The sequence below is a fragment of the Halomonas sp. SL1 genome (assembly GCF_003030865.2).
GTDB lineage: Bacteria > Pseudomonadota > Gammaproteobacteria > Pseudomonadales > Halomonadaceae > Halomonas > Halomonas halophila.
The window spans coordinates 270,865-293,090 of sequence record NZ_PYUQ02000011.1 but is presented as its reverse complement, the minus strand read 5'-3'; the positions used below and the strand labels follow the sequence as shown (position 1 = coordinate 293,090).

At 67.6% G+C, this 22,226-nt stretch carries 21 protein-coding genes and 1 tRNA gene; 17 read left to right on the top strand and 5 right to left on the bottom strand.

Annotated features, from left to right (window positions below; all coding sequences use genetic code 11):
- Positions 1-40 precede the first annotated feature (40 nt).
- From C9J49_RS05425 to C9J49_RS05395, 7 genes are all read left to right on the top strand, one after another.
- On the top strand, positions 41-868 hold the full coding sequence (locus tag C9J49_RS05425; RefSeq protein ID WP_107182270.1) for a thymidylate synthase: 828 nt from the start codon (positions 41-43) through the stop codon (positions 866-868).
- Positions 865-1,404, top strand: coding sequence for a dihydrofolate reductase (locus tag C9J49_RS05420; RefSeq protein WP_046079198.1), 540 nt, complete (start codon positions 865-867; stop codon positions 1,402-1,404). Before C9J49_RS05425 ends, C9J49_RS05420 begins: the two co-directional genes overlap by 4 nt.
- Positions 1,405-1,493: 89 nt before the next feature.
- Entirely contained in the window at positions 1,494-2,525 is a 1,032-nt protein-coding gene (locus tag C9J49_RS17315) for a ProQ/FINO family protein (protein ID WP_237022352.1), read from the top strand.
- A gap of 475 nt (positions 2,526-3,000) precedes the next feature.
- Entirely contained in the window at positions 3,001-4,137 is a 1,137-nt protein-coding gene (locus C9J49_RS05410) for a porin (protein ID WP_046079197.1), read from the top strand.
- 105 nt (positions 4,138-4,242) lie between these two features.
- Positions 4,243-5,259, top strand: coding sequence for a hypothetical protein (locus C9J49_RS05405; RefSeq protein WP_107182271.1), 1,017 nt, complete (start codon positions 4,243-4,245; stop codon positions 5,257-5,259).
- A gap of 424 nt (positions 5,260-5,683) precedes the next feature.
- Positions 5,684-7,693, top strand: coding sequence for a diguanylate cyclase (locus C9J49_RS05400; protein WP_107182272.1), 2,010 nt, complete (start codon positions 5,684-5,686; stop codon positions 7,691-7,693).
- Between the two features lie 147 nt (positions 7,694-7,840).
- On the top strand, positions 7,841-8,968 hold the full coding sequence (locus C9J49_RS05395) for an alkene reductase (RefSeq protein ID WP_107182273.1): 1,128 nt from the start codon (positions 7,841-7,843) through the stop codon (positions 8,966-8,968).
- A 147-nt stretch (positions 8,969-9,115) separates the two neighbouring features.
- Here the strand turns inward: C9J49_RS05395 and C9J49_RS05390 are convergent.
- Positions 9,116-9,192: transfer RNA gene (locus C9J49_RS05390), tRNA-Arg, on the bottom strand.
- A 112-nt stretch (positions 9,193-9,304) separates the two neighbouring features.
- Between C9J49_RS05390 and C9J49_RS05385 the strand changes: the two genes are divergently transcribed.
- Together C9J49_RS05385 and C9J49_RS05380 are read left to right on the top strand one after the other, a co-directional pair.
- Positions 9,305-10,096, top strand: coding sequence for a methyltransferase domain-containing protein (locus C9J49_RS05385; protein WP_107182274.1), 792 nt, complete (start codon positions 9,305-9,307; stop codon positions 10,094-10,096).
- Positions 10,093-11,106: a class I SAM-dependent methyltransferase gene (locus C9J49_RS05380; RefSeq protein WP_107182275.1), complete on the top strand. Its 1,014-nt coding sequence runs from the start codon at positions 10,093-10,095 to the stop codon at positions 11,104-11,106. Before C9J49_RS05385 ends, C9J49_RS05380 begins: the two co-directional genes overlap by 4 nt.
- An 86-nt stretch (positions 11,107-11,192) precedes the next feature.
- Here the strand turns inward: C9J49_RS05380 and C9J49_RS05375 are convergent, their stop codons facing one another.
- The gene (locus tag C9J49_RS05375; RefSeq protein ID WP_107182276.1) at positions 11,193-11,603 is read right to left on the bottom strand and encodes an EF-hand domain-containing protein; all 411 of its coding nucleotides are present in this window, start codon (positions 11,601-11,603) and stop codon (positions 11,193-11,195) included.
- A 278-nt stretch (positions 11,604-11,881) separates the two neighbouring features.
- Entirely contained in the window at positions 11,882-12,415 is a 534-nt protein-coding gene (gene greB / locus C9J49_RS05370; protein ID WP_082090894.1) for a transcription elongation factor GreB, read from the bottom strand.
- Positions 12,416-12,565: 150 nt separating this feature from the next.
- Between greB and C9J49_RS05365 the strand changes: the two genes are divergently transcribed.
- The 6 genes from C9J49_RS05365 to cysN all read left to right on the top strand — a co-directional run bounded on the left by C9J49_RS05365 (position 12,566) and on the right by cysN (position 17,710).
- Positions 12,566-13,207 carry a hypothetical protein gene (locus C9J49_RS05365; protein ID WP_046079191.1) on the top strand — a complete coding sequence of 214 codons (642 nt, stop codon included), beginning with the start codon at positions 12,566-12,568 and terminating at the stop codon, positions 13,205-13,207.
- A 78-nt stretch (positions 13,208-13,285) separates the two neighbouring features.
- On the top strand, positions 13,286-13,933 hold the full coding sequence (locus C9J49_RS05360) for an NUDIX domain-containing protein (protein WP_237022353.1): 648 nt from the start codon (positions 13,286-13,288) through the stop codon (positions 13,931-13,933).
- A gap of 1 nt (position 13,934) precedes the next feature.
- Positions 13,935-14,381 (top strand): DUF1249 domain-containing protein, encoded by a 447-nt coding sequence (locus C9J49_RS05355; protein ID WP_035594237.1) that lies wholly within the window; start codon positions 13,935-13,937, stop codon positions 14,379-14,381.
- A 58-nt stretch (positions 14,382-14,439) separates the two neighbouring features.
- Entirely contained in the window at positions 14,440-15,174 is a 735-nt protein-coding gene (locus tag C9J49_RS05350) for a metallophosphoesterase (protein ID WP_046079189.1), read from the top strand.
- A 128-nt stretch (positions 15,175-15,302) separates the two neighbouring features.
- The gene (gene cysD / locus C9J49_RS05345; RefSeq protein WP_081945790.1) at positions 15,303-16,280 is read left to right on the top strand and encodes a sulfate adenylyltransferase subunit CysD; all 978 of its coding nucleotides are present in this window, start codon (positions 15,303-15,305) and stop codon (positions 16,278-16,280) included.
- 2 nt (positions 16,281-16,282) lie between these two features.
- Entirely contained in the window at positions 16,283-17,710 is a 1,428-nt protein-coding gene (gene cysN, locus C9J49_RS05340) for a sulfate adenylyltransferase subunit CysN (RefSeq protein WP_046079188.1), read from the top strand.
- A gap of 193 nt (positions 17,711-17,903) precedes the next feature.
- Here cysN and cmoB read toward each other — a convergent pair whose 3' ends face one another.
- A complete protein-coding gene (gene cmoB / locus C9J49_RS05335) occupies positions 17,904-18,896 on the bottom strand; it encodes a tRNA 5-methoxyuridine(34)/uridine 5-oxyacetic acid(34) synthase CmoB (protein ID WP_107182277.1) in 993 nt (330 codons plus the stop codon).
- 1 nt (position 18,897) lies between these two features.
- Positions 18,898-19,641 (bottom strand): carboxy-S-adenosyl-L-methionine synthase CmoA, encoded by a 744-nt coding sequence (cmoA, locus tag C9J49_RS05330; protein WP_046080386.1) that lies wholly within the window; start codon positions 19,639-19,641, stop codon positions 18,898-18,900.
- Between the two features lie 82 nt (positions 19,642-19,723).
- On the opposite strand from cmoA, the gene pgi reads away from it, so the two are divergent.
- Positions 19,724-21,409 carry a glucose-6-phosphate isomerase gene (gene pgi / locus C9J49_RS05325; protein ID WP_107182278.1) on the top strand — a complete coding sequence of 562 codons (1,686 nt, stop codon included), beginning with the start codon at positions 19,724-19,726 and terminating at the stop codon, positions 21,407-21,409.
- Positions 21,410-21,587: 178 nt separating this feature from the next.
- Complete coding sequence (locus C9J49_RS05320) at positions 21,588-22,214, top strand: YqiA/YcfP family alpha/beta fold hydrolase (protein ID WP_107182279.1); 627 nt, start codon at positions 21,588-21,590, stop codon at positions 22,212-22,214.
- Positions 22,215-22,226 lie beyond the last annotated feature (12 nt).

Sequence of the window (22,226 nt, the reverse complement as noted above, 5' to 3'; positions counted from 1 at the left end):
CGGGCATGTAGAATGTGTGGCCCATTTTCAGCCGTCGACCATGCCCGTGACCGCCAACGCCCCTCCCGCCCTCGAACAGCCCTATCTGGACCTGATGCGCGCCGTGCTCGATCACGGCGTGGAGCGCGACGACCGCACCGGCGTCGGCACCCGCTCGCTGTTCGGCCACCAGATGCGCTTCGACCTGTCCCGTGGTTTCCCGCTCGTCACCACCAAGAAGCTGCACCTGCGCTCGATCATCCACGAGCTGCTGTGGTTCCTGGCCGGCGATACCAACATCGCCTACCTCAAGGACAACGGGGTGCGCATCTGGGACGAGTGGGCCGACGAGAACGGCGAGCTGGGCCCGGTCTATGGCTATCAGTGGCGTAGCTGGCCGGACCCGCGCGGCGGGCACGTCGACCAGATCGCCAATCTGCTGGAGCAGCTGCGGACCAATCCGCGCTCGCGCCGGCTGATCGTCTCGGCCTGGAATCCGGCGCTGGTCGACGAGATGGCGCTGCCGCCGTGCCACTGCCTGTTCCAGTTCTACGTGGCCGACGGCAAGCTCTCCTGCCAGCTCTACCAGCGCAGCGCCGACATCTTCCTCGGCGTGCCCTTCAATATCGCCAGCTACGCGCTGCTGACGCAGATGATCGCCCAGGTGGCAGGCCTCGAGCCCGGCGACTTCGTGCACACCCTGGGCGACGCCCATCTCTATCTGAATCACCTGGACCAGGCCCGGGAGCAGCTGTCGCGTGACCCGCGCCCGGCGCCGCGACTGGCGCTCGACCCGAGCGTGACCGATCTGTTCGACTTCCACTTCGAGCACATCGCCATCGAGGGCTACGACCCGCACCCCCACATCAAGGCAGAGGTGGCCGTATGAACGACGAGACGCTCGTCCCGGTGGCGATGATCGCCGCGATGTCCGCGAACCGGGTCATCGGCGTGGACAACCAGCTGCCCTGGTACCTGCCCGAGGACCTGAAGTTCTTCAAGCGCATGACCCAGTCCAAGCCGCTGGTCATGGGGCGCAAGACGTTCGAGTCCATCGGCCGGCCGCTGCCCGGGCGGCTCAACATCGTCGTCACGCGTGATTCCGGTTTCCAGCCCGAGGGCGTGCGGGTCTGCCACGACCTCGATGAAGCGCTGGCGCTGGCCGACCGGCAGGCCACCATCGACGGCGTCGACGAGATCATGGTGATGGGCGGCGGCCAGATCTATGCCCAGGCGCTGCCGAAGGCGAGCCGGCTCTATCTCACCGAGGTGGGCGTCGAGGTGGAGGGCGATGCCCGCTTCCCCGAACTGGACGAGGCCGAGTGGGAAGAGCGGCAGCGCGTGCCGGGCCAGCCCGCCGAGGGGCAGCCGGCCTATGACTTCGTGCAATACCGGCGCCGGGGTTTGCCAGACGCCGCGGAGTGACACAGACTGACGACTGGCGCCGCCGGCCCTGAGGCGACGTCATATGGACCCCAGTCGTCTTACCCCGGGCATGCATGGAGGATCCGGAGTTGATCGATGAACGCCCCCGTCGTCTCATGGCGACCCTGGAATCTCGCGTCGAGGCATTGCTCGAGGCGCGCGTCGAGGGTCGGGTGCAGCATCAGGCCCTGCAGAACCGGCTGAGCGAACTGGAGCAGAACCGTCAGGCCCTGGAAGCGCGCAACGCCGAGCTGCAGGCGCGATCCGTGGCGGCCCAGGAGCAGCGCGATGAGCTGGCGCGGCGCATCAAGGCGCTGGAGGCGACGCTGGCCGAGTCCGAGGCGGCGCGGCTGGAACTCGTCGAGGAGAACCGCGAGCTCGATGAGCAGGGCCGTGAACTCGAGGCGCATGCCCAGCGGCTCCAGGCCCGGCTCGACGAGACCGTGGCGGAGCCGCCCGTTTCGACGCACCGCCAGGGCCTCGGGCTCTCCGCCCTGATGGGGCATCATCGTGCCGCGGCGCCGGCGGCCGATGAGGCGGATGCCGAAGAGACTGCCGCCGTTTCCGCCTCGTCCGATGCCCCACAGCAGGCCGCGCTGCCCGTCGAGGAGGCGCCTTCTCCCCAGGCCCTGCTCGCCCAGTGGTATCAGCGCTACGGCGACGCCTTCTTCAAGGGCCATACCCGGCCGCTCAAGGTCGGCATCCACGAGGATCTGAGCGCCCTGGAGCCCTGGCCCGAGAAGCTGGTACGCCGCGCCCTGGCCTGCTACGTCAACCTGCCGCGCTACCTGAAATCGGTGCGTGAGGGTGCCGAGCGGATCGACCTCGAGGGGTCGCCGGCGGGGGTGGTGGATCGCGGTGCCGCCGAGCATGCTCACCGGAAGCTGGAACGCCTGCAGGCCGAGCGTCAGCGCAAGGGCAAGCCGGCGAAGGCGCGCAAGCCTCGCCAGTCGCGTACCGACGAGCCTTCCTCTCAGCCGAAGGAAGCCAGCGGCGCGCCCGATGCTGCCTCGCCTGCCGCCGCTCGAGCGACGGCCGAGCCTTCCCCCCAGGACGAGCCCGCCGATGACCGGCTTCACCGCAAGCTCGGTGAGCTGATGGCACGCCATAACGGGCGTTGAAGAGGGGGCCGCCAGCGTTGACGGTGGGCCTTGTTTCATCGTTCGTCTGACTTGAAACCGTCATATCCCCGGGGCATGATGAGTCCGCTCATCGCTGCCGAACGCTGTTTTAGGACACGGTGAAGCGTGGCGAGGTGCCGTTGCCCTGCCGCGCTTGACGAACGGTAGCGGCGGAGAGGCGCCGTGAGGCGACTCGGCCTCGATCGTGGCGGGAACTGACGGTGATCGGGGGATGTGACGAAGGAAAACAGTGTTTTTTTCTTGTTGCGCTCCTGCAAATCCCGGTATAGAGTTTCTTCTGCGAGCATTGGACTATAACAAGGTTTCGCCGTGGTCAGGCTCGCTGCTGCCGCTTCCCGAGAGGAGGCGAGCAACAACGAGAACCGGCACCAAGACCGGCAAACCCGCCGCAAAGACTCGAAAAGAGCGCGCGGCTATCGATCGAAACAGCAAGCTAGTCAAAAGGATTATCGCAATGAAAAAGACACTGTTAGCGACTGCCATCGCCGGTGCCATGGCTGCCTCCGGCGCCCAGGCCGCCACCGTCTACAACCAGGACGGCACCAAGCTCGACATCTACGGCAACATCCAGCTGGCTGTGGCCAGCTTCGATGAGGCCGAGCGTGATGAGGCTGGTAACCTGAGCTCCGAGAGCACTGACTCCCTCTTCGATAACGGCTCGACCTTCGGCTTCGCCGCCGAGCACGTGATCTACGACGGTCTGACCGGCTACCTGAAGCTCGAGTTCGACGACTTCCAGGCCGACGAGAAGAAGATCACCGGTCGTGATACTGGTGACCAGGCTTATATTGGTCTGAAGGGCAACTTCGGTGACGTTCGCCTTGGTTCTTACGATCCGCTGATCGACGACTGGTCTCAGGACTGGATCACCAACAACGAACTGGCCGATGTGTCAGACTCGACCACTGACCTGGGCAACGCTTTCGATTTCCTGGGTATTGACGGCGGTGATCGTGAAGGCGACAAGCTGACCTACACTTCCCCGGTGTTCAATGGCCTGCAGTTCGCCCTGGGTACTCAGTATAAAGGCGATGGCGAAGACGTTAACTCCAACTTCAAGTATGACTCCAGCGGTCGCATGGAGCGTAATGCCTCCTTCTTCGGCGGCGTGAAGTATACGGTTGGCAACCTGCAGCTTTCTGCCGTCTATGACGATCTCGAGACTCATAGCGTCGAGGTCGGTAGCAATGACATTGCCGATTTTGATGCGTACAGCTTCGCTGCCAACTACTCCATGAACGCACTGCGCCTGTCCTTCAAGTATGAGCGCACCGATATCGACTTCATGGATGAGTCTGGTGAGATCGATCGTTATGGCCTGGGTGCTCGCTACGGTTACGGTCCCGGCGATGTCTACCTGGCCTACCAGCGCGTCGAGGCAGATGACGATCTGGCGGGGGTTGTTGCCAACCCCAATGGCTTCAACCCGGTGTCCGGCCAGTATGAAGGTGATGACTCCTTCAACGAAGTGCTGGGCGGCGTGACCTATAACATCTCCGATGCCATGTATGTCTTCGGTGAGGCCGGCGTCTACGACCGTTCTGGCGATGACGGTGACTTCATCGGTACCGGTGTCGTATACCTGTTCTGATCCCATGCGCAGGGTTACCCTGCACTAGGGTGTGAACATCGAAAGCCGATCCCCCGGGGTCGGCTTTTTTCATTGAATGCAAAGCAAGTCATCAAGTGAGGTGTTATGAAACGGCCGATCGTGACCGCGAGCCTGCTGGCGCTGGGCGTGGCGCTCTCCGCCGGGACGGCGCTTGCCAGCGAGATGGAAGAGCGCTTCCGCGAGGAAGGCAAGGGCATGGACCTGACGGGCTTCTTCAATGCCGAGACCGATGCCCATAGCCGCAGCTTCCTGTTCGGTAGTACCAACGAGCATGCCTTCGAAGTCACCGAGGCGGGGAACTATCGCTTCACCAGCCGGGTGACCTCCGGCTACTCAAACGACTACCGCATCGCCGCGGTGCTGGAAGACGAGAACGGTGACGTGATCGCTCGCGGCGAGGCGCTGGGCCAGAACGGCGGCCTGGAGATGCGCCAGCGGCTGGCGCCCGGCGACTACGTGCTGCGCGTCGAGGGGCAACGCTTCGGCACCCGTGGCCGTGCTGGCGACGGCTACTCCGTGCATGTGGCCGGGCTGGACGACCAGGGTCGCGTCATCGAGGACAGCGTCAGCGACGGCGAGGGCATCTTCTTCACCGGCACGAACCGGCAGGGCGGCGATTCCGTATTCGTGCGCGGTGATGACGCCGTGGCCACCCTCGGCGGCGGCGCCGCTGGGGCTCAAGCCGAGGCGACGGCCTCGGCCGGTGAGGCCGCCAACGCTTCCGCAAGCGCCGAGCCAGTGGCTCAGAGCACACAAGAGGGCGAATCCGCCCAGCGCTCCGGCTTCGAGACCATCGTCACCGACGTCAAGATCCGCGCCCGCGGTAAGGTCATGACCTTCGAAATGGCCGAGCAGGGCAGGGTCGCCATCACCACCTCGACTTTCCCCACCGGTTACGAGGACACCTACCGGATCGAACTCGAGGTGCTCGACGACGCGGGCCGAGTGGTGGTCGAAGGCGCCGGGCAGGGCTTCGACGGCGATGTCGACCTGACCACCGAGCTGGCGCCGGGACAGTATCGCATCCAAGTGCAGGGGCAGAAATTCGGTTCAGGGATGACAGGCGTCAATAACTACGAGCTTCGCGTCGAGAAGCGCTGAGTGGCAGGCGGGGCGACCGGTCGTCCCGCCTCTTTCGTGTTTTCCATCATCCTGCCGGCCTGCCGGTGGAGTCACCTCATCCGTGCTGCGGGCTTCGATGCGTTGCTCGGCGTTTAGGCTTCTGCTGCTGAGCTTCTCGTCCGGCTTTCCTCTGCGGTCTTCGAATACCCTGACATGGCGTGCAGTGCCGATTATCGGTGCGCATGGTGATGTTCACGGGGCCCCGGGTTGCGTAACGTGCGCGGCCTCCGAATCTTTCCCTGTCGGGCATCCTTGCCATGCCGTCTTTCCTTGCCCTTGCGTTGCCGTTTCCGCCTGGGGCGGGGATCAATCGGTGGCTTGTGTCAGGTGCCGACAAAAGGGGAGAAGTAAGTTTAGTTTAGTCTGATACAGTAGTGACGGCCCCGTCATATGGAGGTGATCCGTGCCGTTCCGACTCTCGACCTACTGGCGCCATGCCCAGTCGCTGAAGGGCCGTCTGATGCTGGGCCTGCTGTCGACCTGGATCGTCGTCATGGCCCTGTTGCTCACCTTTGGATGGCGAACCGGCGACAGGCTGCTCGAATCCTCCAGCAACACGCATCTGCGCTATGAGGCTCGGCTGATCGCCGATGACCTGACGAGCCAGGTGGCGTCGCGACTCCGTTCGCTGGAGCGTCTGGCGAATCGGCTCGACGTGGATCGCGTTCCGTCGCCACAGCACGGACTTCGTCATAGCGAGGCGCTGCTCGAGTGGTTCGACTGGCTCATGGTCACCGATGCCGAGGGAGGGGTCTCGGCGCTTTGGCCGGAAAATCCGGATATGCAGGGGGTCGATCTGTCGTTTCGCGACTACTTCCAGCACGTTCGTGCCTTTCGTCGCCCCTACGTCAGCGAGCCTTTTCACTCGTTGCTGAGTGACATCCCGATGGTCGTGTTCGCCGTGCCGAGGCGGGACGAGCTTGGACGTTTCCAGGGCATGGTCGGCGGTGCGTTGCAGCTGAACGGGGGCAGGCAAGGGGGCGGGCTCTTCCAGCGACTGGATCGCCTTCGGCTGGGTGAACATGGCTATGCCAGCGTGATGAGCGACAACGGAACCTACCTCTACCACCCCCGGGACGACAAGGTGTTGCACACGCTGCCCGAGGAGGAGCGGACGGACTGGCAGGAGCTGGCCCTGATGGGCTGGGAAGGCGAAGCGAGCGAGCTGCTGTCGGGCGAACGGGCGGGTTACAAGGCCTATCGTCAGATCTGGCCGGCGGGCTGGATCGTCAGTGTGACGCTGCCGCGCGACCAGGTGATCGCGCCGCTGGAAGGATGGCTGAGGCGCCTGGGGGGGTGGTTCGTGTTGGTCGCCGGCCTGCTGCTGCCGCTCATTGGCTGGCTGCTGTGGCGGCTGTTGAGCCCTCTGTTACGGCTGAAGCGCCAGATGCAGGAGGTCGGGAGAGGGCATCGGCAACGGGTGTCGCTCGATACGCGCATGCACGAGCTCCAGCAGGTGGCCGATACCTTCAATCACGTCGAGGTGGAGCGCAGCCAGGCGCTGGCCAGCCTGGAAGGTCGCCAGGCCTTTCTGGATGCGGTGCTCGCCAGCTCGCCGGTCGGCATGTTCGTGACCGACACCGAAGGCGCCCTGACCTACATGAACCAGGCCCTCGTCGAGCTGACCGGCTTCAAGGTGTACCAGGAGGCACGTCACGAGTGGATGCGCCATATCCATCCTGACGATAGCGCCACGGTGCTGGAACTCTGGCATCACAGCATGGCGAGCGGCGAGGACTTCCTGCAGCAGTTTCGCTATTACCGTCGAAGCGGCGAGCCGCTTTGGCTCGAGGTGCATACTCGCCCCGCGATGGCGGAGGATCGTGTGCTGGGATTCGTAGGCACGGTGAAGGACATCACCGAGCGGCGCGAGGAGGAGGCGCTTCGTCAGTGGGAGGCCGAGCATGATCCCCTGACCGGACTGCTCAACCGCCGCGGCTTCGAGCGACGCCTCGAGGAAGCCCTGGCGGACTGGCGCAAGACCGGCAATCCGGCTTCCCTGATTCTCTTCGACCTGGATCACTTCAAGCCGATCAACGACGAAGGCGGGCATGCCCTGGGTGACGAGATGCTCAGGCGCATCGCCCAGGTGGTGGCGTGGGAAGTGCGCCGCAGCGATCACGTGGCGCGCCAGGGCGGCGACGAGTTCGCGGTCCTGCTGCCCAGCTGCACGGTGGCCCATGCCGAGCAGCTGGCCCAGTCGCTGGTAGAGGCGGTCGGCGAGGTCGAGGTCTCCCAGGGCGGGCGCGATTTCCGTGTCACGCTGAGCCTCGGGCTGACCAGCTTTCAGGAGGGCGATGAGCGTATCGCCGCGGTCATCGAGCGCGCCGATGACGCCACCTATCGGGCCAAGCGGCAAGGGCGCAATCGTGCCGTCACCTGCGAGGTGTCTGCCGAGAGCGACGACGGCTAGGATGTTCTCTCGCTAAAAAATAGAAAGCGAAGGGGTTGTCCGAAAGGCGAAGCGTCTCCATATCTCTCGTCAGGCTGATGCGGCTCTCGATCTGCATGCTGATGAGAGATCGCTCAGATCACCAGATTCTGTGCAAGGAGACGCGACATGTCCGTCGATACCCTGTTGACCCCGTTTCGCCTCGGCGAGCTGACGCTGCCCAACCGCCTCCTCATGGCGCCGCTGACTCGCGCCCGTACGCCGGACAGCGTGCCCGGCGAGGCGCAGCAGGCCTACTACGGTCAGCGTGCCGGGGCCGGGATGATCATCAGCGAGGCGACCAATATCTCACCCACGGCGCGCGGCTACGTCTACACGCCGGGCATCTGGACCGACGAGCAGGAAGCCGGCTGGAAGGGCGTCGTCCAGGCGGTGCATGCCAAGGGCGGGCGCATCGCGCTGCAGCTGTGGCACGTCGGCCGGGTCTCCCACGAATGGGTGCAGCCGGACGGCCAGGCCCCGGTGGCGCCCAGCGCGCTCGACGCCGAAGGCGCGCAGTGTTTCGTCGAGTTTCCGGACGGCAGCGCCGGCCGCCATCCCACCAGCACGCCCCGGGCGCTCGAGATCGATGAGCTGCCGGGCATCGTCGAGGACTATCGCCAGGCGGCACGCCGCGCCGATCGCGCCGGCTTCGACATGGTCGAGGTGCATGCGGCCAACGCCTACCTGCTCAACCAGTTCCTGGCCACCGGCACCAACCATCGCACCGACCGCTACGGTGGCACGCTCGAGAACCGGGCCCGCTTCCCGCTGGAGGTCATCGACGCCGTGGCCGAGGAAGTCGGTCCGCAGCGCGTCGGCGTGCGCCTGACGCCCTTCATCGAACTGTTCGGCCTCACCGATGACGAGTCCGAGGCCATGGCGCACTATCTGGCCGAGCAGCTCTCCGCCCGTGGCATTGCCTACCTGCACCTCAACGAGCCCGACTGGGCCGGCGGCGAGATCCAGTTCACCGACGACTTCCGCCGCAGCATGCGCGAGCGTTTCTCCGGCAGCCTGATCTTCTGCGGCCACTACGACGCCGAGCGCGCCGAGCGCCTGATCGAGGCGGGCATCGCCGACGCCGTAGCGATCGGCCGGCCCTATATCGCCAACCCCGACCTGGTCGAGCGCATTCGTACTGGAGCGGCCTGGAACGAGCCCAATCCCGACACCTTCTACGGTGGTGGCCTGGAGGGCTATACGGACTATCCGTTCCTCGGCAACGGCCACGACCGTCTGGGCCGCGAGGGCTGAATCGTCTTGCCGGCCGTCGGCGCTGTGGCGTCGGCGGTCGAGATCATCGGCGTGACTGTCGAGAAGCGCACGGTTTTACCGGCGAGCAGCACGGGCATCTTGTCGATAGCAGGACGTGTCGAGAGAAATGAAGAGGGGAGGAAGGCGTGGCGCCCCCATCAGGATTCGAACCTGAGACCTTCCCCTTAGGAGGGGGACGCTCTATCCAGCTGAGCTATAGGGGCGAAACGAGCGCTAGTATAAGCGCCTGAGCGGGCGAGATAAACCCGTCGCAGCGGTGCCGTGGCGGCGCCTTCCCGGGTAGAATGCCGGCATCACTCATGCGGATGACGTGGCATGCCCGAGCCTTTTCTTTCCCCGGCGGGAGACCGCCACTTCGATGGCCTGGCCGACAAGTTCGCAGCCAGCCTCTACGGTGGCCTGCGCGGCGAGCTGCGCCTGGCGCTGCTCGACCGCCTGCTGCCCGAGATGCTCGATCTGCACGGCCAGCCGGCGCTGGAGGTCGGCGGCGGGCTCGGTCAGCTGGCCGGCTGGCTCGCCGAGCGCGGCCATGACGTGACCCTGTGCGAGCCCGCCGCCGAGATGCGCGAGCGCGCCCGGGAAGCGCTGGCCGGTCGTCCGGTGCGTTTCGTCGAGGCGCCGCTGCAGGCGCTGACCGAGGCGGCCCCGGGCCCCTGGCCGCTGATCACCTGTCACGCGGTGCTGGAGTGGCTGGGCGACCCGCGGGCGGCGCTGGCCACCCTGGCCGGCCTGCTGGCCCCCGGCGGCCAGCTGTCGCTGATGGTCTTCAATCGTGATGCGCTCAGGCTCTCCAACGTGGTCAAGGGCAACCTCGAGAAGGCCCTGGCCGACCGCCTGGAGGGCAAGGGGCAGCGCAAGCGCCTGACGCCCATCTCGCCGCTGACCCACGACCAGATCGTGACCTGGGCCGCGGAGCTGGGTCTCGAGGTGCACGCCACGGCCGGCGTGCGCGTCTTCCACGACTACCTGCGCCAGCCGCCGCAGACCGAGGCCGAGCGCCGCGACCTGCTGGCGCTGGAATGGCAGTACTGCCGCATCGATCCCCACTGGCGGCTGGGCCGCTATCTGCTCTACACCCTGATTCGCCCCGAGGAGCCCGTGCGATGAATGCCGAGACCCCCGTCTGCCAGCTGCTGCAGCGCCAGGACGCCGACTACCGCGGCTGGCTGTGGGTGGCGCCGCCTCGCGATGCCTGGCTGGAGGGCGGCGAGGGCGTGCTGCTGGCCGCCGATCAGGCGGTGCTGGCGGCCTGGCGCCAGCGCGGTCGCCCGGCGCTCTCGCCCTTCGACGACGACGCCCCGGCACCGCCAGGCGTGGTGCTGTTCTGGCCCAAGGCCCACGCCCTGGGCGAGTGGTGGCTGCTGTGGCTGTGCGCGCGGCTGCCGGCGGGCACGCCGCTGCAGGTGGTCGGAGAGAATCAGGGCGGTATCAAGCGGGTGCTCAAGGTGCTGGCGGCGCTGGGCCTGGGATGCCGCAAGGTCGACAGCGCGCGACGCTGCACCCTGTTCGCCTCCAGCCTCGACCGCGTCGCCCTCGAACCCGATGTGGCCTGGACCTCGTTCGAGGCGGAGATCGGCAGCGAGCGCCTGACGCTGGCCAGCCATCCCGGCGTGTTCGGCCACGGCAAGCTGGACGACGGCACCCGGCTGTTGCTCGAGCAGCTGCCCGCGGCATTGCCGGCGACGGGCGAGGTGCTGGACCTGGGCTGCGGCGACGGCATTCTCGCCGCCTGGCTGGCGCACCGCGGCCACGGGGTGACCGCCGTCGACGTCAACGGCTTCGCGGTCGAGGCCACGCGGCGCACCCTGGCCGTCAACGGACTCGATGGCGAGGTGCTGGCCGGCGATGTCTTCGACGGCCTGGGCGAGCGGCGCGGCGGCGCCCGGCGCTTCGATGCCATCGTCAGCAACCCGCCCTTCCATCAGGAGCGGGCCATCGACTACGGGCCGGCGGGGCGACTGATCGCCGAGGCGCCCAGGCATCTGCGCCCTGGCGGGCGGCTGGTGCTGGTGGCGAACGCCTTCCTGCCCTATCCCGACCTGCTCGAGCGGGCCTTCGGCGGCTTCGAGGTACTCGCCGATGACCGCCGCTTCAAGGTCTATTCGGCCCGGGTCTGATCGTGGCTCGTGCCCGATACCGCCCACGCCCGCCGGGCGTCCCCGGCGGGCGTGGGTCGAACGGGCCTGAGGGCCGGGCGTGCGGCCTACTGGGCGGTGGACTGACCGGCGGAGCCGCTCATTTCCGTGGAGCCGCTCATTTCCGTGGAGCCGCTCATCTCGCCGGCGCCGCTCATGTCACCCGAGCCGGTCATGCTTCCCGAGCCACTCAGGCCGGCCGAGCCGCCCATCTCGCTCGAGCCGTTCATGCTGCCGTCGGCACCGCCGGGCAGCGACTGGCGCGCCGCCTCGTATTCCTCGCGGCTGAGGGCGCCGTCGCCGTTGGTATCCGCGGTTTCGAGGTCGATGCCGTCCACGGCGAGGGCTTCCTCGGCGCTCAGCATGCCGTCACCGTTGAGATCCAGCCGATCGAAGGACGGCGGGTTGGCGACGGCGGCGCCGGCGCCGGCACCGAGCAGGGCGAGGGGGAGCAGGGTCGTCTTCAGCAGCGTTTTCATGGGAATCCTCCTGGAATGCGTGCTTGGCGTACCACGAGCCGATGGGCTCGTCTGCTTCCTCTCAAGCCAGTCTCATGCCATTGATGAGGTTTCTTCTTGCATAACATGAGGTTGTGTTTCATGGCATGGGGCCGTGTCGGGTGTCTGCCGCGCTTCGAGCGACGCAAGGCGTTGGCGTGTGGCGACGATGCCGCAAGTGCCATAAATACAGGTCACTGAATTTCAAGATGTTATTTCTGTCGCCATGGCGCGTCGCGGGGCGCTTGACGGCCTTCCCGCTAAGGCTGGCGGTAGTCGATCTCGGTGATGATGTAGGTGGTCTCGCCGCCCGGTGCGGCCACCGTCACCTCGTCGTCCAGCGGGCGGCCGAGCAGGGCCTTGGCCAGCGGCGCGTCGACGCTGATCCAGTGCTTGCCGGTATCGGTCTCGTCGTGGCCGACGATGCGCAGGCGCATCTCCTCGCCGTCCTCGTCCTCCAGGGTCACGAAGGCGCCGAAGAACACCCGCTCGGTGTCCTCGGGCAGCCGGTCCACCACCGTGAGTTCGTCGAGCCGCTTGGTCAGGTAGCGGATCCGGGCGATCACCCGGTTGAGCTCCTTCTTGTTGTAGGTGTAGTCGGCGTTCTCGCTGCGATCGCCCAAGGCAGCGGCTTCGCCGACCTTGGTCGAGAGGGCGGGACGCTTGACCCGCGACAGGTGATCCAGGATGCCGCGCAGGCGCTCGGCGCCCTCGGCGGTGATCAGGTTGCTCTTGGGCTCCTGGCGCGGGTCCTTGGCGGGATCGCGCCAGCGAGTCATGTTGCGGCCTTTCATCGGCAGCGCCCTCCTGTGGGATGCGAAGCAAAGGCCTTCATTGTGAGGCGAGGGCACGGTCGAGGCCAGACTGGCGGCTGATTCAAACGTTCGTTACATTCTCGTGGTGTCGCCTCGACCATCACAACCACAATGCATGAGGAAAGCGCCATGTCTGCACGCCGCCTGCCGACCGTCGTTCTCGGGATGGGGCTCGCGTTCGCCCCGCTGCTCCAGGCCCAGACGCCGCAGGACGACCTGTTCTCGCTGCGCAGCCGCTGGGAGCACACCACCACCGCCATGCCGGAGACGCGTCGCGTCGACGCCCTCGAGGCCCTCGCCGCGGAGGCGAAGACCCTGGCCGAGTCTCATCCCGAGAGGGCGGAGGCGAGCGTGTGGCGCGGCATCATCCTGGCATCCCTGGCCCGGGAAAGCAGCGGCCTCGACGCCCTGGGGGCGGCCAAGGAGGCGCGTCGGGTGCTGGAGTCGGCCCTCGAGCGGGCCCCCGGCGGGCTCCAGGGGTCGGCCTATGTGACGCTCGGGGCGCTCTACGATCGTGCGCCGGGCTGGCCGGTGGCCTTCGGCGACGAGGAAACCGCCGAGCGGATGTTCCGGCGCGCCGAGGCGATCCGCCCCGAGGGCATCGACGTCCACCTCTACTACGCCGCCTTCCTCGAGGGTGAGGGACGGGAAGCCGAGGCGCTGGTGCATGCCCGGCGGGCCGTCGATGGCCCCCTGCGCGAGGGGCGTGAGGCCTCCGATGCGGCGCTGCGTGACGAGGCCAGGGCCATGGTCGCTCGACTCGAAGAGTAGGGCGCGAGGCCGGCGGCGAGGTTGGCACGCCGTCGCCACGCCGGGATAATGAGCACTTTCGCGATCATCGGAGGGCTCATGTCGCAACACGATCCACACCAGGCCGCCGATGCCCTCGACGCCGCCCCCTTCGACGCCGGCGACGTGGAGCTGATCGAGCGGCGCTGCCTGCATCAGGGCTTCTTCCGGCTCGAGGAGCTGCACCTTCGGCACCGCCTCTTCGAGGGCGGTTGGAGCGCTCCGGTGGTGCGCGAGGTGCATCGCCGGCATGACGCCGTGGGCGTGCTGCTCTACGATGTGGAGCGGGACGCCGTAGCGCTGGTGGAGCAGTTCCGCGCCGGTGCCCTGGACGACCCTGCCTCGCCCTGGAAGCTGGAAATCGTGGCGGGGCTGGTCGAGCGCGGCGAGTGCCGCGCCGACGTCGCCCGCCGCGAGGCCGAGGAAGAGGCCGGCTGCCCGGTGGGCGAGCTGATCGAGCTGCATACCTACTACCCGAGCCCGGGCGCCTGCGACGAGCGGGTCACCCTGTTCTGCGGGCTCATCGACAGCCAGGGCCTGGGCGGCATTCACGGCCTCGACGAGGAGCACGAGGACATCCGCGTGCAGGTGATGCCCTTCGCCCGGGCCTGGGAACTCATGCGGGCCGGAAGACTCGACAATGCCATGTGCCTGATCGCCTTCCACTGGCTGGCGGCGGAGCGGGCCTCATTGCGAGCGAGGAGGTAGCGTGTCGAGAAACGCCTATGTGACTGACCTGAAGACCCTGCAGGGCGAGTGCACCGCCAACTACGTGCGGCTGACCCGTCTGCTGGGCGACATGGAGGTCGGCGAGACGCGCGAGGTGGAGCTGGTCAGCCATGGGCGCCGAGTCGGCGCGCTGTGCCTGGAGCTCCTCGAGCGAGCGCCCTACACCAGCATCGTGCGGGTCTCCCAGCGGGGCGTGCTCGACGGCGTGCTCGAATCGCCGCGCATGCGTGTGCACCTCTATCACGACGTGCGCATGGCCGAGGTCAACGACTTCCAGCGCCAGCGCCACTTCGATGGCCGCTACCGCTATCCCAACGCGCGCATGCACCAGCCCGACGAGAAGCTGCAGCTCAATCGTTTCCTGGGCGAATGGCTCGACCACGGCCTGGCCCACGGCCACTCCATGGACCTGCCCGAACTCCCGTGAACCTTCTGCCACTCCCAAGGCCCCGCCAGAGGGCCGTCATCAAGGACGCCCCGGCTCGATGCGACTGATCCAGATCACCGACTGTCATCTCCACGCCGATGCCCAGGCGCGCTCGCGCACCGGCCTGCCCCATCGCCAGCTCGAGCGCGTGGTGGCCGCCGCCGCCGGCCTGCGGCCCGACATGGTGCTGATGACCGGCGACATCAGCGAGGATCGCACCGCCGCCTCCTACGCCGAGGCAGAGCGACTGCTGGCGCCGCTGGCGTGCCCCTGGTTCTGGCTGCCCGGCAATCACGACGAGCCCGGCCTGATGGCCGACTGCCGGCCCTTCCACGAGACCCTGGACTTGGGCCGGCGCCGCCTGCTGCTGCTCGACACCCAGCGCATCGGTCAGGAGGCCGGCGAGCTCGGAGAGGCCCGGCTGACGGCCCTGGCGGAGCGTCTCGCCGAGGACGACCGGCCGACGCTCGTGGCCATGCATCATCCGCCGGTGGCGGTGGGCTCCGCCTGGATGGACGCGCTCGGCCTGACCGACGCCGACGCCTTCTGGGACGTCGTGGCCGGTCATGCGCACGTCGAGGCGGTGATCTGCGGGCATATCCATCAGGCCTTCGTCGGCCGTGGCCCCGAGAGCGCTGGCGGCGTGCCCGTCTACGGTTGCCCCTCGTCCAGCGACCAGTTCCTGCCCGGCGCCGAGGACTTCGCCGTGGACGAGGCCTCGCGCCCCGGCTTCCGGGTCATCGATCTGACGCGGGAAGGCCTCTCCACCTGGGTCGAGCGCGTCGACCTCTGAGGGAAAAGGCCAATAGCGCTTTTGCGTCTAAAAAGATAGATATTAATTCTTTTACGTTATTATTGCTTGGGCGGTAACCTGCGGCGCATGATCCTTTTTCCGCCCATGTCATGCGAGGTAGCCGGGCCATGAACAGTCTTCATGCACCGACACGCGAGAGTGCCGTCACGGCCGAAGGCAGCAGTGCCGCTGCCGGTCTGACGCCGCGGCGGCTGACGCATCTGCAGCAGCTGGAAGCCGAGTCCATCCACATCATCCGCGAGGTGGCGGCCGAGTTCGCCAACCCGGTGATGCTCTACTCCATCGGCAAGGACTCCTCGGTGATGCTGCACCTGGCGCGCAAGGCCTTCTATCCCGGGCCGCCGCCGTTCCCGCTGATGCACGTCAACACCACCTGGAAGTTCCGCGAGATGATCGAGTTCCGCGACCGCATGGCCGCGGAATCCGGCATGGAGCTGATCGAGCACATCAACCAGGAAGGCGTCGAGGCGGGCATCAACCCCTTCGATCACGGCTCCAGCGGCTACACCGACGTGATGAAGACCCAGTCGCTCAAGCAGGCGCTGGACAAGTACGGCTTCGATGCCGCCTTCGGCGGCGCGCGCCGCGACGAAGAGGCCAGCCGCGCCAAGGAGCGCGTGTTCTCCTTCCGCGACAAGCACCACCGCTGGGACCCGAAGAACCAGCGTCCCGAGCTGTGGAACCTCTACAACGCCCGCGTCAACAAGGGCGAGTCGATCCGCGCCTTCCCGCTCTCCAACTGGACCGAGCTGGACATCTGGCAGTACATCTACCTCGAGTCGATCCCGATCGTGCCGCTGTACTTCTCCGCGCCGCGTCCGGTGGTCGAGCGCGACGGCATGCAGATCATGGTCGACGACGACCGCCTGCCGCTCGAGGAGGGCGAGGTGCCGGAAGAGAAGTGGGTGCGTTTCCGCACGCTCGGCTGCTACCCGCTGACCGGCGCGGTGGAGTCCACCGCCACCACGCTGCCCGAGATCATCCAGGAAATGCTGCTGACCCGCACCAGCGAGCGCAGCGGCCGCGCCATCGACCACGACCAGGCCGGCTCGATGGAGAAGAAGAAGCGCGAGGGGTATTTCTAAACATGTCACATCAGTCCGAACTCATCGCCGACAACATCGAGCAGTACCTGCACGAGCACGAGAACAAGGACCTGCTGCGCTTCATCACCTGCGGCAGCGTCGACGACGGCAAGTCGACCCTGATCGGCCGGCTGCTGCACGACTCCAAGATGATCTTCGACGATCAGCTGGCGGCCATCACCCAGGCGTCGAAGAAGAGCGGCACCACCGGGGAAGAGGTGGATCTGGCGCTGCTGGTCGACGGCCTGCAGTCCGAGCGGGAGCAGGGCATCACCATCGACGTGGCCTATCGCTTCTTCTCCACCGACAAGCGCAAGTTCATCATCGCCGACACCCCGGGCCACGAGCAGTACACCCGCAACATGGCCACCGGCGCGTCCACCGCCGGCCTGGCGGTGATCCTGATCGACGCCCGCTACGGCGTGCAGACCCAGACCAAGCGCCACAGCTTCATCGCCGACCTGGTGGGCATCCGCCACCTGGTGATCGCGGTCAACAAGATGGACCTGGTCGAGTACAGCCAGGCGCGCTTCGACGAGATCGTCGCCGAGTACCGCGCCTTCGCCGAGCAGCTGGGCGCCGACGACATCCGCTTCGTGCCGCTGTCCGCGCTGAAGGGCGACAACGTCGTCAACCAGAGCGAGACCATGGGCTGGTACGACGGCCCGGCGCTGCTCGAGCTGCTCGAGAGCGTCGAGGTCCGCGCCGACCACAACCTCACCGACCTGCGCCTGCCGGTGCAGTACGTGAACCGCCCGAACCTGGACTTCCGCGGCTACGCCGGCACCCTGGAAGCGGGCGTGCTGCGCCCCGGCCAGGCGGTCAAGGTGCTGCCGTCCGGCAAGACCTCCACGGTCGAGCGCATCGTCACCTTCGACGGCGACCTGGACGACGCCTACCCGGGGCAGGCGATCACCGTGACCCTCGCCGACGAGATCGACATCTCCCGCGGCGACTGGATCGTGGCCGCCGATGCCGAGGTGACCGAGGCCGCGGCCTTCGACGCCGACATCGTGTGGATGAGCGAGCAGGCCCTCGAGCCGGGTCGCCAGGTCGACATCCGCCTCGCCGGCCGCTCGGTGGCGGGCAACGTCGACACCATTCACTACCAGGTGGACGTCAACACCCTGGAGCAGCATCAGGCCGAGCGCCTGGAGCTCAACGCCATCGCCCGCTGCCGCGTGGCGCTGACCGGCGAAGTGCCGATCGACAGCTACGACCGCAGCCCGGGCACCGGCAGCTTCATCGTCATCGACCGGCTGTCCAACATCACCGTGGGCGCGGGCATGATCCGCGGCGCTGCCGAGGCCGGCAGCGTGGCCGCGGGCGATGTCGACTGGGCCGGCTTCGAGGTCGAGCTCAACGCCCTGGTGCGCAAGTACTTCCCGCACTGGGAGGCCAAGGACATCAGCCAGCTGCTCGGCCGTTGATGCCCTGATCCGCCCTGCGGATAACACGAGGCCCCATCGCGCAAGCGACGGGGCCTCGTTGCTTTCAGGGCATGAAGGCACGGGCTTTTATGGGGTCAGACCCCGGCCAAGCCGCCAGGCCCGTCATGGTGCACTTCGCCCGCCGTATCGCCGCCGCCGGGGTCTGACCCCATGGCGGCAGCCGAAAGCGGTATCAGCGTGGCCGGTTGGCGACCAGCACCGCGCGGCGCGGCGCGGGGTGGCCCTCGCGGGTCCTGGTCGGATCGTCGGGGTCGAGGAAGTCGGCCAGCGACTGGAAGGTCATCCACTCGGTGGTGCGCTGCTCGTCCAGCGAGGTGTCGGCCTCGTCGACCACCCGCACGTTGTCGAAGCCAGCGCGCTCGAGCCACTGGCACAGCGCGGCGGAGGAGGGCAGGAAGTAGACGTTGGGCATGGCGGCGTAGCGGTCGCCCGGCAGCAGCACCGTGGTGGCGTCGCCCTCGACCACCAGGGTCTCCAGCACCAGCTCGCCGCCTGGGCGCAGCGCGGCCTTGAGCTGGGCCAGATGCTCCAGCGGCGAGGGGCGGTGGTAGAGCACGCCCATCGAGAACACGGTGTCGAAGATGGCCAGCGCCTCAGGCACGTCCTCGATGCCCACCGGCAGGAAGTGAACCGCACCGTCATCGGCGTCGCCGACGAAGTGGCGCACCGCCTGGAACTGCCAGTAGAAGCGCGGCGAGGGGTCGATCACCAGCACGAAGCCGGCGCCGTCGCCGGCCATGCGCCAGGCGTGATAGCCGTTGCCGCCGCCCACGTCGAGCACCCGCCGGCCGGCCAGCGGCGCCAGGTGCGGCGCCACCCGCTGCCATTTCCAGTCGGAGCGCCATTCGGTGTCGATGGTCACGCCGCCGAGCTTGTACGGCCCCTTGCGCCACGGCGCCAGCACGCGCAGCAGGCTCTCGCTCTGGCGGCGGCGCGAGGCGTCCAGCTCGGCGTCCACCGTGACGTGGTCGGCGTCGAGGCGCACCTCGCGCCGTTCCGGCAGCGGCGGCAGCTTGGCCACCGCCTTCTCCCAGGCCGGCAGGTCGCCGAAGCGCGAGCGGTCGAGGCCGCGGGCCAGCTGCTCGGGCAGCCGGGCCAGCCAGGTGTCGAGCCCCTGATCGAGGAAGGCCCGGTAGAGCGGGCGATGGGCATCGGGAATCGGCACGTCAGTCTTCCTTGAAGGCGATCAGCGAGGCGAAGTTCAGGTACTGGAACCACACCAGCGAGCGCGAGAAGCCGGCGCGGGCCAGCCGCTCCTTGTGCGCGTCCAGGGTGTCCGGCACCAGCACGTTCTCCAGCGCGGTGCGCTTCTGGCTGATTTCCAGGTCGCTGTAGCCGTTGGCGCGCTTGAAGTCGTGGTAGCGCTCCACCAGCCAGGCGTTCTCCTGCTCGTCGGCGGCCTTGATCTTCTCCGAGAGCACCAGCACGCCGCCGGGCTCCAGGGCCTCATAGAGCCGGGCGATCACGGCGTCGCGATCTTCCGGCGCCAGGAACTGCAGGGTGAAGTTGAGCAGGATCATCCCCGACGGCGCGTAGTCGAGGACGCGGATATCGCCCTCGATCACCGTCAGGTCGTGATCCGGGCTCTCGGTGGCCAGCGTCTCGCGGGCGCGCTCGACCATGGCCGGGGACAGGTCTACCCCGGTATAGCGAAAGGCCGCCGGCGGCAGCTGACCGGCCAGGGCGAGTCCGGAGGCGCCCAGCGAGCAGCCCAGGTCATAGACGTGGCCGCCGTGACGCAGGTGTCGCCGGGCCAGCGGGCCGAGCATGGCCAGGATCTGGCCATAGCCCGGCACCGAACGCCGGATCATGTCGGGGAAGCAGGAGACCACCCGCTCGTCGAACGAAAAGCGCGCCACCCGGTCCAGGGGTGTGGAAAAGATGGCGTCACGGTAAGATGCGTCACTCATATCGCAGGGATTCATGGGCTGGAAGCCCGACATTCTACTCCCCTGTTGTCGGCTACACGACAGGATGTCCAGGAGAAATTCCATGAGCCATACCCCCATCGATCAGCAGAGGGCCTGGTGTGCCCTCGCCGAGCATGCCGCGGGCATGGGGCGCCGGCACCTGCGCGACCTCTTCGACGAGCAGCCGAGCCGCTACGAGACCTTCGGCCGTAGCGCCGCGGGTCTGACCCTCGACCTTTCCAAGCAGCGTTGGACCGACCAGACCCTCGAGCTGCTGCTCGACCTGGCCCGCGAGGCCGACGTGCCCGAGGCGATCCGCGGCCTGCTGGCCGGCGAGCGCGTCAATCGCAGCGAGGACCGCCCGGCGCTGCACACCGCCCTGCGCCTGCCCGCCGACGCCCGCCTCGAGGTCGAGGGCCAGGATCTGGTCGCCTCGGTCCACGCTACCCTGGATCGCATGGAGGCCATGGTCGAGCGCTTCCACAACGGCCAGTGGCGCGGCGCCACCGGCAAGCCGATCCGCGACGTGGTCAACCTCGGGGTCGGCGGCTCCGATCTGGGGCCGCTGATGGTCACCCATGCCCTGGCCGACTATCGTCCCGACGTCGAGCAGCACATCGACGTGCACTTCGCCTCGACCATGGACGGCTCCCAGCTGGCCGACTATCTGGCGCGGCTGAATCCCGAGACCACGCTGTTCGTGCTGTCGTCGAAGTCCTTCACCACCATCGATACCCTGTCCAATGCGCGCACCGCGCGGGACTGGCTCAAGGCGCGGCTGCTGGGCGGCGCTCGCCAGGAGGGCGTCGACGAGGCGCTGCTGATGCGCCAGCACTTCATCGGCGTCTCGGCGAGCCCCGAGAAGATGAGCGAATGGGGCATCGCCGACGATCACCAGCTGGAGTTCTGGGAATGGGTCGGCGGGCGCTACTCGCTGTGGGGCGCCATCGGCCTGCCCATTGCCCTGGTGGTGGGCATGGAGCACTTCCGCGGCCTGCTGGCCGGCGCCCACGAGATGGATCGCCACTTCCGCGAGGCGGAGCTTGCCGACAACCTGCCGGTACTGCTGGCACTGGCTGGCATCTGGAACGTCAACTTCCTCGACATCCGCGCCCACTCCATCCTGCCCTACGACGGCCGGCTCGAGTATTTCGCCGCCTACCTCGAGCAGCTGGAGATGGAGTCCAACGGCAAATCGGTGACCCACGACGGCGAGAGCGTGAGCTACTCCACCTGCCCGGTGCTGTGGGGCCAGCTCGGGCCCAACGCCCAGCACGCCTTCTATCAGCTGCTGCACCAGGGCACCCAGGCCGTGGAGTGCGATTTCATCGCGCCCAAGGTGCGCTACGACGACGTGCCGGATCCGGCCACCCGCGACCACCTGATGGGCCAGCACCGTCTGACGCTGGCCAACTGCTTCGCCCAGTCCCGGGCGCTGATGCTCGGCGACGCCGCGGTGGCGGAAGACGGCCCGCGCCCGTGCCACCGTCGCTACCGCGGCAACCAGCCCTCCAGCACCCTGCTGCTCGACCGCCTCACGCCCCGGACCCTGGGCGCGCTGGTCGCGCTCTATGAGCACAAGGTGTTCGTGCAGGCGACGATCTGGGACATCAATCCCTTCGACCAGTGGGGCGTGGAGCTGGGCAAGACCCTGGCCGGCGAGACCCAGCGCATCCTCCAGCACGAGGCCGGCCTCGAGGGCATGGACGACTCCACCCGCGGCCTGATCGAGGCGGTCTGGGCGGCTGAGCCCCGGGCGGACGCGTGAGCCGGCTGAATACTGTGTCAGCCCCGGCTGGGGAGTGCCGGGGACAGGTCGAAGAGAGGGTTTTTGCCAAGGAAGGCAAAAGTAGCGCCCAGGGAAGGGTTTACAGCGCCTCTCGTAGGCCTGTCGACGGCCTGGCTTTACCGGGAAATCGGCTGGCCATTTATACAGGGGGTCGGGTATGCTGAGCGCCGCTCTGCCGCGCGAGCCGGCCAGCGGCGTGCTCTACCTGCACGGCTTCAACAGCGGCGCCGCCTCGCCCAAGGCGGCGCTGATGCGCGAGGCCTGCGAGACGCTCGGCCTGCCCTGCGCCGCGCCGGACCTGCCGCATCGCCCCGAGCGGGCCCTGGAAGCGGCCGAGGCCCGGCTCGGTGAGCTGGGCGATCGGCCGCTGGTGGTCGGCAGTTCACTGGGTGGCTTTCTGGCCACGGTGCTCGCCGAGCGCCATGATCTGCCGGCGGCGCTGATCAATCCGGCGGTGGCGCCGGCGCGGCTGGTCGAGGCCTGGATCGGCGAGGTCTTCGTCAACCCCTACCACGGCCAGCGCTTCACGGTGGACATCGCCCATCGGCGGGGGCTGGAGACGCTGGCGGTTGAGCGGGTCACGCCGGCACGCTATCTGCTGCTGCTGGGCACCACCGACGAGACCCTGGACGCCGCCGACGCCTTCGCGCTCTATCGCGGCGCCCGGACGATCCTCGAGCCCGGCGGCGATCACGGTTTCTCGACGCTGGCCGACTACCTGCCGGCGATCTTCGCCCAGGGCGGCCATGCCCTGGAAGCCGGGCGGGTGGCGCCCCGCGGCTGAGCGTGCGGATTC